Source organism: Aeromonas veronii, assembly GCA_041319085.1.
In the GTDB taxonomy this organism is placed as follows: Bacteria; Pseudomonadota; Gammaproteobacteria; order Enterobacterales; family Aeromonadaceae; genus Aeromonas; species Aeromonas veronii_F.
Genome location: CP101033.1, coordinates 1844783 through 1857974, shown reverse-complemented (window position 1 = coordinate 1857974; position 13192 = coordinate 1844783). Strand labels below are relative to the sequence as shown.

General features: G+C 60.2%; 13 protein-coding genes. 7 read left to right on the top strand and 6 right to left on the bottom strand.

The features are described from left to right. Positions 1 to 87 precede the first annotated feature (87 nt). From truA to NMD14_08900, 4 genes are all read right to left on the bottom strand, one after another. On the bottom strand, positions 88 to 897 hold the full coding sequence (truA, locus tag NMD14_08915) for a tRNA pseudouridine(38-40) synthase TruA (protein XEI34480.1): 810 nt from the start codon (positions 895 to 897) through the stop codon (positions 88 to 90). Positions 898 to 1094: 197 nt separating this feature from the next. Beyond that, positions 1095 to 3299, bottom strand: a complete 2205-nt coding sequence (locus tag NMD14_08910; GenBank protein ID XEI34479.1) for a pilus assembly protein FimV — start codon at positions 3297 to 3299, stop codon at positions 1095 to 1097. Between the two features lie 282 nt (positions 3300 to 3581). Further along, complete coding sequence (locus NMD14_08905) at positions 3582 to 4598, bottom strand: aspartate-semialdehyde dehydrogenase (protein XEI34478.1); 1017 nt, start codon at positions 4596 to 4598, stop codon at positions 3582 to 3584. Positions 4599 to 4791: 193 nt separating this feature from the next. Further along, positions 4792 to 5913, bottom strand: coding sequence for a 4-phosphoerythronate dehydrogenase (locus NMD14_08900; GenBank protein XEI34477.1), 1122 nt, complete (start codon positions 5911 to 5913; stop codon positions 4792 to 4794). 248 nt (positions 5914 to 6161) lie between these two features. On the opposite strand from NMD14_08900, the gene NMD14_08895 reads away from it, so the two are divergent. From NMD14_08895 to NMD14_08880, 4 genes are all read left to right on the top strand, one after another. After that, positions 6162 to 6911, top strand: coding sequence for a phosphatase PAP2 family protein (locus NMD14_08895; GenBank protein XEI34476.1), 750 nt, complete (start codon positions 6162 to 6164; stop codon positions 6909 to 6911). Between the two features lie 99 nt (positions 6912 to 7010). Beyond that, complete coding sequence (gene rnt / locus NMD14_08890) at positions 7011 to 7685, top strand: ribonuclease T (GenBank protein XEI34475.1); 675 nt, start codon at positions 7011 to 7013, stop codon at positions 7683 to 7685. Positions 7686 to 7947: 262 nt separating this feature from the next. After that, complete coding sequence (locus NMD14_08885; protein ID XEI34474.1) at positions 7948 to 9270, top strand: Na+/H+ antiporter family protein; 1323 nt, start codon at positions 7948 to 7950, stop codon at positions 9268 to 9270. Between the two features lie 244 nt (positions 9271 to 9514). After that, positions 9515 to 10414: an aldo/keto reductase family oxidoreductase gene (locus NMD14_08880; protein XEI34473.1), complete on the top strand. Its 900-nt coding sequence runs from the start codon at positions 9515 to 9517 to the stop codon at positions 10412 to 10414. A 70-nt stretch (positions 10415 to 10484) separates the two neighbouring features. Here the strand turns inward: NMD14_08880 and NMD14_08875 are convergent, their stop codons facing one another. Further along, positions 10485 to 10733, bottom strand: coding sequence for an RNA-binding protein (locus tag NMD14_08875; GenBank protein XEI34739.1), 249 nt, complete (start codon positions 10731 to 10733; stop codon positions 10485 to 10487). Between the two features lie 249 nt (positions 10734 to 10982). Continuing rightward, positions 10983 to 11525, bottom strand: a complete 543-nt coding sequence (locus tag NMD14_08870; GenBank protein ID XEI34472.1) for a hypothetical protein — start codon at positions 11523 to 11525, stop codon at positions 10983 to 10985. Positions 11526 to 11631: 106 nt separating this feature from the next. On the opposite strand from NMD14_08870, the gene NMD14_08865 reads away from it, so the two are divergent. Genes NMD14_08865 through NMD14_08855 form a run of 3 tightly spaced genes read left to right on the top strand, consistent with a single transcriptional unit; the run spans position 11632 to position 13191 of the window. Further along, positions 11632 to 12402 (top strand): amino acid ABC transporter ATP-binding protein, encoded by a 771-nt coding sequence (locus NMD14_08865; GenBank protein ID XEI34471.1) that lies wholly within the window; start codon positions 11632 to 11634, stop codon positions 12400 to 12402. Further along, positions 12395 to 12577: a hypothetical protein gene (locus tag NMD14_08860; GenBank protein XEI34470.1), complete on the top strand. Its 183-nt coding sequence runs from the start codon at positions 12395 to 12397 to the stop codon at positions 12575 to 12577. The genes NMD14_08865 and NMD14_08860 overlap by 8 nt, the downstream gene beginning before the upstream one ends. Continuing rightward, positions 12571 to 13191, top strand: a complete 621-nt coding sequence (locus NMD14_08855) for an amino acid ABC transporter permease (GenBank protein ID XEI34469.1) — start codon at positions 12571 to 12573, stop codon at positions 13189 to 13191. The genes NMD14_08860 and NMD14_08855 overlap by 7 nt, the downstream gene beginning before the upstream one ends. Position 13192 lies beyond the last annotated feature (1 nt).

Below are 13192 nucleotides of genomic sequence, written 5' to 3'. Positions count from 1 at the left end.
CGCATCGAGCCTAGATTGTTCAATGACTTACTAGCTCGATGGCAACAAATGACGGGTCATTAAACCACAATTTTTCGGGCGCAGTTACTAAAAACTGGTCGTACCCGGTGCCGAGTCCGGCAGCCACAGCGGGCCGAGCGGCAACTGCGGCAGAGCAAACTCGGCCGGGTAATCCACGTCGACCAGATAGAGGCCACCGGCCTTGGCAGTCGGCCCGGCCAGATTGCGATCCCGGGCGGCCAGTACTTCGGCAATCCACTCCACTGGCTTGAGCCCCTGCCCCACCAGCAGCAGAGAGCCGGTGATGTTGCGCACCATATGGTGCAGGAAGGCATTGGCCTTGATGTCGAGCACGATGTAGGGGCCGGAGCGGCTGACACACAGATGGGTCACATTGCGCCACGGGGTGTTGGATTGGCAGGCGACGGCACGGAAGGTGCTGAAGTCGTGCTCCCCCAGCAGGCCCTGGCCCGCTTGGTGCATCAGCTCGGCATCGATGGTCTCGTGGTAGTGGCTGACACCACTGCCGAGGATCGCCGGCCGGTAGTTGTGGTTGTAGATGACATAACGGTAGCGACGGGCGGTGGCGCTGAAGCGGGCGTGGAAGCGCTCGTCCACCTGCTTGACCCAGCGCACGGCGATATCCGGCGGCAGGTTGGAATTGAGCCCCAGGGTCCAGGCCCCTTCGGCGCGGTTCGCCTCAGTATCGAAGTGGATCACCTGGCCGGTCGCATGGACACCGGCATCGGTGCGTCCGGCACACTGGATGGAGACAGGGTGGTTGGCGATCCGGCTCAGCGCCGTCTCCAGTTCAGCCTGCACGCTGATCACTTCACGCTGACGCTGCCAGCCGAAATAACGGCTGCCGTCATATTCAATACCTAGGGCAATTCGCATGGATAAACTTGTCTTGTTGTGAAAACGCGGTGAAAGAAACGGGGCGGATTATACGCGCTCAGCCCGAAAAGTCCCACCACGCGCGCAATGGGCTCGGATAGCCAGCCTGCGCGGCCATGCTCGCACCATCGCAACTCGCCAAAAGAAGAGGGCAGCCACTGGCTGCCCCCGCTTTGTTGATCCCTTGATAGGAAAACTTAGCCCAACCGCTTGAGCAACTTCTCGGCTTCGGCGCGCTGGTGATCGCTGCCCTGCTCCGCCGCCTCTTGCAGCAGCTCGCGGGCGCTATCCTTATCGTCAATCTCGAGGTAGGCTCGGGCCAGATCCAACTTGGCCCCCACACCGCCGTCGTCAGCATCCACGTCAAACCCGGTGGATTCCGGCAGCACCTCGGGGAAGCCATCGAGCCCCACATCCAGCGAGAAGCCCTGATAAGGCTCCTGCTCAGGTGCGGTGGCATTCGCATCGGCCAGCAACTTGTCGATCTCGACATAGCCACTCTCCTGCGCTTGCTCACGGGGCTGAACGTTTGCCGGATGAGACTCCACCTCGGCGAACGCATCTTCGAATTCGGAGAGCGCCAGCTCGTTGGGATCCCACTCCAGATCCAGCTCGGCTTTCTTCGCCTTGACAGGCTCAAGACCCAACTCTGCCAGCATCGCATCAGCACTCTCATCGGCACCGTCTGCAGCACTGAGATCAATGGCATTGTCATCTTTGCCCGCAGCGGGCTCGTCGAGGGCATTGTCGAAATCGCCGAGATCGAAGCTGGCCAGATCGTCGTGAGCGGCACCCACACCGTGAATGGTGCTCAAATCGGGCTCGAGGTCGGCAGAGAGATCCGCATCCAGCTCGGCAAACAGGGCTGCCTGCAGCTCCTCTTCGCTCATGACTTCATCAGCGGCCTTGGGCTTGGGGTTGAACTCGCTGGCCAGATCCAGGGCAGGCTCGTGGGCAAGGGCAATGGGCTCATCCAGCGAGAGATCAAGATCCGGCACCAGATCCGGGTCACGACTGACTGGCTGGGCCGCCATCCGCTCAGGCTCGAAGCCTTGCAGATCCATCTCGCCACCGTCGCTGAACACCAGATCCACGTCCGGCTTGCTCGGCGCCACCGGCATAAAGCCATCGGGGGTGTTGAGATCCGGCACCGGGCGCACCGGCTCGTTGTCGGTTACATCAACGCTCAGCAGATCATCAAACTCGCTCTGTCCCTGATCCATCATCATGGCGGTGGATTCGGAGAGGCTCTTCTCCTGCTCTTCCAGCTCGCGGCGAGCACGGGCCCGGAGCCACAGGGTCACCAGCGCCAATACCAGCAGCACCGGTAGCAAGATTATCATGGCGAGGTTGAGCGGCGAGGCGAGCAGATCCATCAACCAGTTTTTTTCAGGTTCAGGCGCGGCTGCCACCGGCGGGACCGGTTGGGCTTTGAGCTCGGCAATCTCTTTTTGCAGCGCAGTCTGATCCTGCAACTGGGCCTTGAGGGTCTCCACCTCTTCGGTCAGAGATTGCAGACGCAGCTTAAGCCTATGGTTCATTTCGGTCACCTGGCCGAGCTGGGCATTGGCATCTTCAAGTGCCAGCGCCATCTCGGTGGCCGGTTTGCCCACCGGTTTATCCAGATCGGAAGGCAAAGGCACGGGAGTGGTGCCTTCTGCGGCGCTCGGCGCCGGAGCTGGCGCCACCGCCTCTTTCGGCGCAGGCTCACCCACCTTGGCCACGTCTTTGGTTTCAGCCGCCGGCTGCGGTGCCACAACAGGCGCGGCAATGGGTGCGGCTTTCGCCACTGGCAGCGGCGCAGGCGCAGCCTTCACCGGCTCGGTCTTGGCAGCCTCAACCTTCGCGGGCTTCGCGGGTTTGGCGGCAGCCGGTTTGACGGTGTGGGCCTGCTTGTCAGCCAGATATTTGGGGCTTAACCCCTTCCAGCTGGCGTTGTCGCTGCGGAACCTGGCGCGTGCCTGGGCATCGGTGATAACGCTCGCCTCGGCCACGGTCGGCAGCAGAATGCGTGACCCCACCAGAATGTGGTTGATATTGCCATCGGCAAAACTGCGGGGGTTTTTCTCGTAGATCGCCACCATGGTCTGGTAGACGCTGACCCGATTGGAGGGGCGATATTTGCTCGCCAGGCTCCAGAGGGTATCGGTCGGACGAACAGGGCCATAGCTACCGGCATTGGCCGTGACCTGACGCACCGGCTGGGCGGTTGCACGCACCGGTTGCGCCACGGGTCTGGCGACAGGTTGCGCCAACGGCTGGGAAGTGACGGCGGGAGGTGCAGGTTCGTCAGGGCCTTTTAGCTCGACAAAAAAAGGCTCCCGCACCGTGTCTTCTGCCTGGACGGTGCCCAGCAGACCCAATGCGAGTAGCGTTGCCAATGTTATGCGGGAATGTCCCATATTCGTTCCTTCGTATGACGGCCCTATCACATTGAAAAATCTGGATAGTTACCCCAAAAAGTCGGTTCAATATAAATCAGGCTCGCCTAGCAAGCCAGCAGTCCGACACATTTAGCACCCAACTTGCCCCTGAGTGTAGGAAAAAACTTAATCAGTTGATATCGCGAAAGAATCTTGAAGTGGCGGAGTGCGGCATGGGTCACACCCCCGATTTATCACAATTCGGATCACAGGCCGGATACGCAGCACTTCCTGCTGCGCATCGGTGGCATCTGACCAGCCTTACAGATAGTCGCGAACCAGCAGCTCGGCAATCTGTACACTGTTGGTTGCCGCGCCCTTACGAACGTTATCGGCCACGATCCACATATTGATACCACTCGGGTGAGAAATATCCTGGCGCACCCGACCCACCAGCACCTCATCCTTGCCGGTTGCATCGCGCACCGGGGTCGGATAGTCCCCTTCGTCATCAAACAGGGTCACGCCTGGCGCATTGCGCAACAGATCCTTGACCTGTTCGGCATCGAGCGGCTGGTGCAGTTCGACATGTACCGCCTCGGCGTGGCCGTAGAAGACCGGCACCCGTACGCAAGTCGGGTTCACGGCGATGCTGGCATCCCCCAGGATCTTCTGGGTTTCCCATACCATCTTCATCTCTTCGCGGGTGTAGCCGTTGTCAGTGAAGCTGTCGATCTGCGGGATCAGGTTAAAGGCGATCTGTTGCGGATAGAGGGTCGGTTCCACCGGACGACCGTTGAGCAGATGAGCGGTCTGCCCCGCCAGCTCGCTGACCCCCTCTTTGCCCGAGCCGGAGACGGACTGATAGGTCGCCACGTTGATGCGGGCAATACCTACCTCATCATGCAAAGGCTTCAGCGCCACCAGCATCTGGATGGTGGAGCAGTTGGGGTTGGCGATGATGTTGCGATTACGAAAATCGGCCAGCGCATCCGGGTTCACTTCCGGGATCACCAGCGGGATATCTTCGTCGTAACGGAAGCAGGAGGTGTTGTCGATGACGATGCAGCCGTGCTCGGCAGCAATCGGTGCCCACTTGGCAGAGACCTCGGCACCGGCGGAGAACAGCGCGATCTGCACCTGGCTCCAGTCAAACTCCTCCACATCGAGGATTTCGAGGTTCTTGCCGCCAAAGCGCACGGAATCACCGGCACTGCGGCTGGAAGCCAGCGGATAGAGGGTCGCTACCGGAAATTCGCGCTCTTCCAGGATCTCGATCATCGCCTGACCCACGGCGCCGCTGGCACCCAATACCGCTACGTTAAACTGCTGGCTCATTCTGTTCTCCTCTGATAATGCTGCAATGGTGCCGGGTGGCGCCATGGTCGGCAGGCTCCCGCACGGCGAGATGACGCTGCCTGATAGGGCTGAGCCGGCGCATTAGCATCTGCGCCAGCTCAGTAAAAAATGGGATAGGTGTGGCCAGTACGGCTCACCCCGTCCCGTTATCTTCCAACTCTTAGCCCCCGATTCAGGGGCGTGACAGCGCAAATCCCAACACGCCCAGCGCCTGACTGGCAAAGGCTCCCTCGATCTGCAGGGAGGATAGTTCACGGCGCTCGGGATAGTGTTTGCGCTGCTCGTCAAAGCTGCCGGGTAGGCCGAGTCGGGCCCGGAAACGGGCATCATCGCGACGCACGTCATAGACCAGATGCACCAGCTGCTTGATCAGCGCCTGATCCGGCGTGCGGCCCGGCACTACCGCCTGCACATCGGGGGCAGGCAACAGCTGACTCAAATCCTGACGAGGCTGGCGCCCCAACTGCTGACAGAGCGCCTGATAGAGCATCCAGGTGCCGCGCGCCTTCCCCTCCAGGCTGTAACCGGCGATATGGGGGGTGGCAATCTCGGTATGGGGCACCAGCGCTGCCAGTGGCTCGGGCTCGTTCTCCCATACATCCATCACCAGTCGCAATGGCTCATCGCTCAGCTGACGTGCCAGCAGGGCCCGGTTATCCCACACCTCGCCCCGTGAGGCGTTGATCAGGATCTGCCCGGCAGGACGGGCGGCAATCTGCTCGGTATCGAGCAGATGGTAGGTGGCATCCGGCCCTTCGCAGGTGATGGGCACGTGGAAGCTGACAATATCGGCGCCAAGAGCGGTCTGGTAATCAACAAAACCGCCGGCAGGATTATCCCGCGCCTTGGGCGGATCGCAGCGCAGCACCCGCATGCCGAGCGCTTCGGCCTTGCCAGCCACGCACTCACCGGTATTGCCCGCGCCAATCACCGCCAGGGACATGGACGAGAGGTCGAGTTCGTAGCGCTCCGCCAGCACCAGCAGGGCGGAGAGCACATAATCCCCCACCGAATACTTGTTGCAACCGGGGGCGCTGAAGAAGGGAATATTGCGGCTTGCCAACAGGGCCTTGTCCACATGGTCGGTGCCGATGGTGGCGGTGCCGACAAACCCGAGTTTGGGGCTGGTCGCCAGCAAATCGCCGTTGACGCGGGTGACCGAACGCACCAGCAGCACATCGGCATCCAGCAGATCGCGGGTCTGCATCTGCCGTCCGGGCAAGGCGATCACCTCGCCAAATTCGGCAAACAGCTCCACGGCATGGGGCATATTCTCATCAACGACTATCTTCATCGGACTCTCTTTGGTCACAACCGCCACGGGGGCGCCATTCTAGCGCAAAGCCGCCCGAGATTTCAGCCTGTGATGCAATCCGGCGCGAAAGGGGGCCACATTGTGCGGCGGCCACGCCATCCCGCTGTTCAAACAGGGGATGTCGCAACAAATGTGTAAGCAGAGGTAACAAAGCCCCAGTGCGCCTTTTTCTGGGCAAGACACGGTGGCACAATGCCCCTCTTTATTTGCGATCGCCTATACCCACCATGCCGCCACACGCTCCGTCGCTTTTAGCGTCAACCTCAGCCTCCTCACTCACCCGCCGTCAGGTGCTCGGGTTCACTACCCTGTTGATCCTGCCCCTGCTGTTGCTCGCCATGCTGTCCTGGCAGCCTTTTCTAACCGGCTCCCTGCAATCTGGCTGGTTATGGTGGTCATACGCCCTCACACGCATGGTCGATATCCCCGGGATCGGAGTCAGTGGCGCCCTCTTGTTGTTGCTGACTCGATACAAGCTGAAACTGGACCGGACCCCCTTTATTGCGCTGGGGTGTGCACTGGCGGTCCTGCTCGCCAGCGACTGGGTGCTAAAGAGTCTGATCAAGCACCTGACCGAGGAGCCCAGACCCTACCTTATCTGGCTGGAGAGTCAGGCGCTGATCCCGGCCATCAAGCACTTCTACGCAAGTAGCGTCGATGTGCGCAGCGAACAGGTACACGCCGCCAGCCAGCTGCTGGCCCTGCCCGAGTGGCTCGGCCACCATTGGCAAAAAGAGGTGAATTACGCCTTCCCCTCTGGCCACAGCATCGCCGCTATGAGTCTCGCCCAGTTTTTTGGCCTCATCTGGCTGGCCCGCGCCCCCACGGGCGTCTGGCTGCTGCCAGTGTGGGCCCTGGGGGTTGGCCTGTCGCGCCTGGTGATGGGGATGCACTGGCCGGTGGATGTGCTGGCCAGCGCTCTGCTTGGCACTGTCACGGCGCTGATCGCCGCCCGCTGGTGGCTGCACAGATATTGAATCCAGCGGCATATTGCCGCGGCCTCCTGCATGGGATGGGAGGACAAACCGGTGCTTTTTTGCCATAATGCCGCCTCATTTTATCCCGACCGAGATCCCATGACCGACGCAGTTCATACCCTCAAGGGCCGTTTCCGTGGTTTTTACCCCGTCGTCATCGATGTTGAAACAGCCGGGTTCAACGCCAGGACCGATGCCTTGCTCGAAATCGCGGCGTACACCCTGAAAATGGATGAGCAGGGCTGGCTCGTTCCCGATCAGGTATTCCACTTTCATGTCGAACCCTTCGAAGGGGCCAATCTGGAAAAGGCCGCGCTGGAGTTCACCGGCATCGACCCCTACAACCCGTTGCGTGGCGCAGTCTCGGAAAAAGAGGCTCTGACCGAGATCTTCAAGGGGATCCGCAAGGGGATGAAGGAGCAGGATTGCGGCCGTGCCATCATAGTGGCCCACAACGCCACCTTCGATCACGGCTTCGTGATGGCCGCCGCCGAGCGCGCCGGCCTCAAGCGCAATCCGTTCCACCCGTTTGCCACCTTCGACACCGCCGCTCTCTCAGGGCTGGCGCTGGGTCAGACCGTGCTGGCCAAAGCGTGCCAGAGCGCCCGCATCCCGTTTGACAATAAAGAGGCGCACTCGGCCCTCTATGACACCGAACGCACCACCGAGTTGTTCTGTCATATTGTCAACCGTTGGAAGAGCATGGGGGGCTGGCCGCCGGCTCATCCGGATGACGACACGCCGGAGACCCCTACCGACGACGGTCAGGAATAAACGGATGAAGGCTGCCACAGGCAGCCTTCGTTTTTTCGGGAGCATGATGAATAGCACCCACTCGCCAGAAACGGCTATCTGTAACTAGCGTGCGATGCAAGCAGACAAATAGATCACAAAACCCCATATTGATCAACATTGGGCCTCATGCTGCTGCGATATGAGGGGTTTGACAGATTTTTTTTCTCGACATTTGTCACATTTTTCGCAAACTAACTCCCTTTACATGACAGATAGCAATAACAAGCCATAAGGAAATCAAATGAATCCAGTTGTTATCGCAGTCGGGCTGATGCTGGTGCTCAGTCTGCTGCGGATCAATGTGGTGGTCTCGCTGGCGCTGGGGGCCATTGCTGGCGGCCTGGTCGGTGGACTGTCGTTGACCGATACCCTCACCACCTTCAGCGGTGGCCTGGGCGGTGGCGCCGAGATTGCCCTCTCCTACGCCATGTTGGGCGCCTTTGCGGTTGCCATCTCCCGCTCCGGGATCACCGACCTGCTGGCCCGCAAGGTGATCAGCCAGTTGGGCAAGGATGCCAGCTCGACCCGCATCATGTGGGTCAAGACCCTGCTGCTCTGTTCCGTGCTGGCCGTGGCGATTTCGTCCCAGAACCTGATCCCGGTTCATATCGCCTTTATTCCCATCCTGATCCCGCCGCTGCTGCATGTGATGGCGCAGATGCAGATCGACCGTCGTCAGGTGGCCTGTGTCATCACCTTTGGCCTGACAGCTACCTATATGGTGCTGCCGGTCGGCTTTGGCGGCATCTTCCTGAACAATATTCTGGCCAAGAACCTGATCGATAACGGCGTGCCCATCACCAGCAGCCAGATCCCGCTGGCGATGGCCATTCCAGTCGCCGGTATGGTGCTGGGCCTGCTGATCGCAGTGTTCATCAGTTATCGCAAACCGCGCCAGTACGATCTGGCCAAGATCCTGGATGCGGAGCCTGAGACCGTTGAACTCAACCTCACCCACATCTGGGTGGCCCTGCTGGCCATTGGTGTGGCGCTTGGGCTGCAACTGATGACCGACAGTATCGTGCTGGGTGCGCTGGCCGGTTTTGTCATCTTCACCTGTGGTGGCGTCATCAAGTTTCGCGAAAGCCAAGATGCCTTCACCCAGGGGGTGCGCATGATGTCGCTGATCGGCTTCATCATGATCTCCGCCGCCGGTTTTGCCGCAGTGATGAAGGCAACTCACGGTGTTGACACGCTGGTACAAGTCGTCGCCTCCGGCATCGGCCAGCACAAGGGCATTGCCGCCTTCTTGATGCTGCTGGTGGGCCTGCTCATCACCATGGGGATCGGCTCCTCCTTCTCCACCGTGCCCATCATCGCCACCATCTATGTGCCGCTCTGCCTGCAGCTCGGCTTCTCACCGACGGCGATCATCGCGCTGGTCGGTACCGCAGGCGCACTGGGGGATGCGGGTTCGCCGGCCTCTGACTCGACCCTGGGCCCTACCTCCGGCCTTAACGCCGATGGTCAGCACGACCATATCTGGGACAGCGTGGTGCCGACCTTTATTCACTACAACATCCCGCTGGTGATCTTTGGCTGGATTGCGGCCATGGTGCTCTGATAGCGCCGCGGCTCAAAAATGATGGATAACAAGAAGGCGACCTGATGGTCGCTTTCTTGTTATGGATATAGCAACAGATATAGGTACCGCTCGGCCAATCCCACCCTTTCTCTCCCTTTGGTGAGAACCAAAGTTCGAATAATGCTACTCCCCATTATTGCTTTGCCAACCACATGGGGCCAAGATGCCCGCAGTCATCCATGTTGCACATCGTTTTCGCATCGCGTTTTTCAAGGAGTCAACCATGTCTGTATCCCGTGTCGCCCTGCATCCGCAAGGTCCCACCTTCTCTCGCCTCATCATGGGTTACTGGCGCCTGATGGAGTGGCAACTCTCTCCGGCCACTCTGCTCGACCTGATGAAATATCATCTGGATCTGGGGGTCACCACCATCGATCACGCCGATATCTATGGCGGCTATCAGTGCGAAGAGGCCTTTGGCCACGCCCTGCGCCTTGAGCCTTCCCTGCGCGAGCGGATGGAGATCGTCAGCAAATGCGGTATCGCCCTCACTGCCAAGCCGGAGCATGCTCTCAACCACTACAACACCGGCAAGGACCATATCATCGCCAGCGCCGAGGCCTCGCTGCGCAAGCTCGGCACCGACCATCTGGACCTGCTGCTGATCCACCGCCCGGATCCCCTGATGAACGCAGATGAAGTGGCCGACGCCTTTATCACCCTGAAACAGGCGGGCAAGATCAAGCACGCCGGGGTATCCAACTTCACCGCCCGTCAGTTCGAGCTACTGCAATCACGCCTCCCCTTCCCGCTGGTCACCAACCAGCTGGAGATCTCGCCGCTGCATCAGGAAGGGACCCTCGATGGCACCCTGGATCAGTGCCAGCAGCTTGGCATCAAACCGATGGCCTGGTCATGCCTCGGCGGCGGCCGACTGTTCAGCGATGACGCCTATGCCCCGCTGCGTGCCGAACTGGAGCAGATCCGCCAGGAAGTGGGCGCCCAGACTATCGAGCAGGTGGTCTACGCCTGGGTGATGATGCTGCCAAGCCAGCCACTGCCATTGATTGGCTCCGGCAAGCGGGAGCGGATTGCCGCTGCAGTGGCCGCCGAATCCATCACCCTCAATCGCCAGCAGTGGTTCCGTATCCGCAAAGCGGCGCTCGGTTACGACGTCCCCTGATAACAGCACAACGTCCAGAAACAAAAACGGCATGGGGGAAACCCATGCCGTTTTTTATTGCCGAGGCACCTTAGCGGTGGCGCTGTTGCGGGCGACCACGGGGAGCATCTGTCTTCGGTTTGGCCTGGTTGACGGTGATGGTACGACCACCGACTTCAGTGCCATGCAGACCAGCGATGGCCTTTTCGGCATCACCATCGACCGGCATTTCAATAAAACCAAACCCCTTTGACTGGCCGGTATCGCGGTCGATGATGATATCAACCTTGTCGACCTGTCCAAACTGGCTGAACAGGGTTTTCAGTTCGTCGGCCGTCATCCGGTACGACAGATTACCTACGTAAATCTTCATGCCATCCACTCTCGATTCAAGGTGCCTTCTCTATGCAATTCCCGGCATAACGGTAAGGGCACAACCCCTATGCCGGACCTGCCATGGCTTCATGCCGTGGCCCTCACTACACTGTCGTCAAGTGATTGATCTCTTGGGTTAACAGTGCAGACAAGATCAATTCGAGTCACTGGCAGTATCTGAGCTTTGCCGGGAATTGTCGAGAAAATAGTCGATTCAGGCCGCTTGCAGATCTGACAACCGTTGCGCCAGCATCCGGCGACCGTGCCAGGCCCGTTTAAAGCCGAAGCGATAGACCGACGGACTCACCAGATGGAGCTCCCCCGCCTTGAGATCCAGCAAGGCCATGGCCGCCGCCAGCTCCTCTTCACTCAGTTGCAGATCAAGGCTGAAGTCGAGCCACTGGCCATCGTGACCCACTCGCCGCTCCCGCTCGAGCGCTACCAGCTGACTGCGCGGCAACGCCAGTGCCTCATCCTTGTTGCCATTGAGCAGATAGATATGCTGTTCATCCCAGCCCAGTTCCGCCAAGCGCCAGGGCTGCCAGCTGCGGGGCAGTGACACCATGATCCCGGTGATGCCACCAAACACCACGCCCACCCAGTTGAGCAGCGCCATGGCGCCCCAGCCATCCCACAAGGAGGCCGCCACCACGCCCCAACTCACCAGCAACAACATAAAAATGACGCAGCGATAGCGCACCACTGGCGGCATCAACAGCTGCACCTGCGAACCGGTCAGCAAGGATGTAATACGCATGAAAAGCTCCTGTCATCACGAAATGGCGCCATTGTGAATAGTCATCAGGATGCTGACAAGGGGGTTTTCTTTGTCATCCCCCTATAAAATCAATACCATGGCGTAAATGATCCTCAGTGGAGCCCGCTTCTTGACCAGTTCGCAACCCTGTGTGCGCTTTTGTGGCGTCGACATATTCTATGGCGACTTTCAGGCTCTTCATCATATCGATCTCACCATTGAACGGGGAGAGAAGTGGGTCATCTGTGGCCCGTCAGGCTCGGGGAAATCGACGCTGATCCGCACCATCAACGGGCTGGAGGGGATCGACGACGGCCAGCTGTTCCTGTTTGGCGAGCCGGTGACCCCCGCCTACCTGCGCCGCCTGCAAGGTCGGGTCGGCATGGTGTTTCAGCAGTTCAACCTCTTCCCACATATGACGGTGCTGGAAAACTTGATGGTGGCGCCGGTGCATACCCTGGGGTTACGGCCCCAGGAGGCCAAAGCCCGGGCGCTCGGGCTGCTCGAGCGGGTGCGGATTCAGGCGCAGGCCGACAAGTACCCCCACCAGCTCTCCGGCGGCCAGCAGCAGCGGGTCGCCATCGCCCGCTCCCTCTGCATGCAACCCGAGCTGATGCTGTTTGACGAGCCCACCTCCGCCCTCGACCCCGAGATGATCCGCGAAGTGCTCGATGTGATCCGCGAGCTGGCTGACGAGGGGATGACCCTGATCTGCGTCACCCACGAGATGGGCTTTGCCCGTCAGGTGGCGGATCGGGTGCTCTTTATGGATGAGGGGAAGATCATCGAGTCGGCCCCGCCCGCCCAGCTGTTCAACGCCCCCCGGCACCCGCGCACCCGGGCCTTCCTCGAACAGGTGCTCAGCTATCATGGCTAGGCTCAATCGCCCCCGCCTGCTTGGCTGGCTGTCAGGCACTGTGATGCTCTCTGCGCTACTGGGCTGGGCGCTCTATAGCGGCGCTCGCCAGATGGGCTATGAGTGGCAGTGGCCGCGGGTGTTGCCCTTTCTCGGCGAATGGGATGAGGGAACCTTTATGCCGGCCCCTTGCTAAACGGCCTGCTGGTCACGTTGCAGGTGGCGCTGCTCAGTCTGTTGGGCACGATGGCGGTCGGTGTGTGCGTGGTCAGCCTGCGGCTGCTCCCCTCCCGGCTCGGCCCCTGGCTCGCCATCGGCTATCTGGCGCTGGTGCGCACCACGCCCCAGCTGGTGCAGCTCTATATTCTCTATTTCTTGCTGGGCCCCATGCTGGGATTGGCCCCCCTTGCCTGCGCCGTGTTGAGCCTCTCCCTCTATCAGGGCGCCTTCACCGCCGAAGTGTTGCGTGCAGGCATCCAGGCCATTCCCAAAGGGCAGTGGGAGGCAGCCCAGTCGCTTGGCTTGTCACAGGCCATCACCCTGCGCAAGGTGATCCTGCCCCAGCTGGTGCGCATCACCTTGCCGCCGCTCACCAACGAGCTGGTCTCCCTTATCAAACATTCGGCGCTGGTGAGTGTGATCGCCATCTTCGATCTGACCAACGAAGGGCGTACTCTGGTTGCCGATACGTTTCTGACTTTTGAGGTGTGGTTTACCGTGGCCGCCCTCTATTTGCTGTTAACCCTGACGCTGTCAGCCTGTTCGCGGGCGCTGGCCCGTCACCTGAATCCGGATCAACAAGGACGCTAGC

What these genes read in the sequence shown, in the direction of transcription:
- rnt (XEI34475.1), top strand. Translation starts at nt 7,011, where the DNA reads ATGACCGACGCAGTTCATACCCTCAAGGGCCGTTTCCGTGGTTTTTAC.
- NMD14_08860 (XEI34470.1), top strand. Translation starts at nt 12,395, where the DNA reads ATGGCTAGGCTCAATCGCCCCCGCCTGCTTGGCTGGCTGTCAGGCACT.
- NMD14_08885 (XEI34474.1), top strand. Translation starts at nt 7,948, where the DNA reads ATGAATCCAGTTGTTATCGCAGTCGGGCTGATGCTGGTGCTCAGTCTG.
- truA (XEI34480.1), bottom strand. Translation starts at nt 897, where the DNA reads ATGCGAATTGCCCTAGGTATTGAATATGACGGCAGCCGTTATTTCGGC.
- NMD14_08875 (XEI34739.1), bottom strand. Translation starts at nt 10,733, where the DNA reads ATGACGGCCGACGAACTGAAAACCCTGTTCAGCCAGTTTGGACAGGTC.
- NMD14_08900 (XEI34477.1), bottom strand. Translation starts at nt 5,913, where the DNA reads ATGAAGATAGTCGTTGATGAGAATATGCCCCATGCCGTGGAGCTGTTT.
- NMD14_08880 (XEI34473.1), top strand. Translation starts at nt 9,515, where the DNA reads ATGTCTGTATCCCGTGTCGCCCTGCATCCGCAAGGTCCCACCTTCTCT.
- NMD14_08895 (XEI34476.1), top strand. Translation starts at nt 6,162, where the DNA reads ATGCCGCCACACGCTCCGTCGCTTTTAGCGTCAACCTCAGCCTCCTCA.
- NMD14_08865 (XEI34471.1), top strand. Translation starts at nt 11,632, where the DNA reads ATGATCCTCAGTGGAGCCCGCTTCTTGACCAGTTCGCAACCCTGTGTG.
- NMD14_08910 (XEI34479.1), bottom strand. Translation starts at nt 3,299, where the DNA reads ATGGGACATTCCCGCATAACATTGGCAACGCTACTCGCATTGGGTCTG.
- NMD14_08905 (XEI34478.1), bottom strand. Translation starts at nt 4,598, where the DNA reads ATGAGCCAGCAGTTTAACGTAGCGGTATTGGGTGCCAGCGGCGCCGTG.
- NMD14_08870 (XEI34472.1), bottom strand. Translation starts at nt 11,525, where the DNA reads ATGCGTATTACATCCTTGCTGACCGGTTCGCAGGTGCAGCTGTTGATG.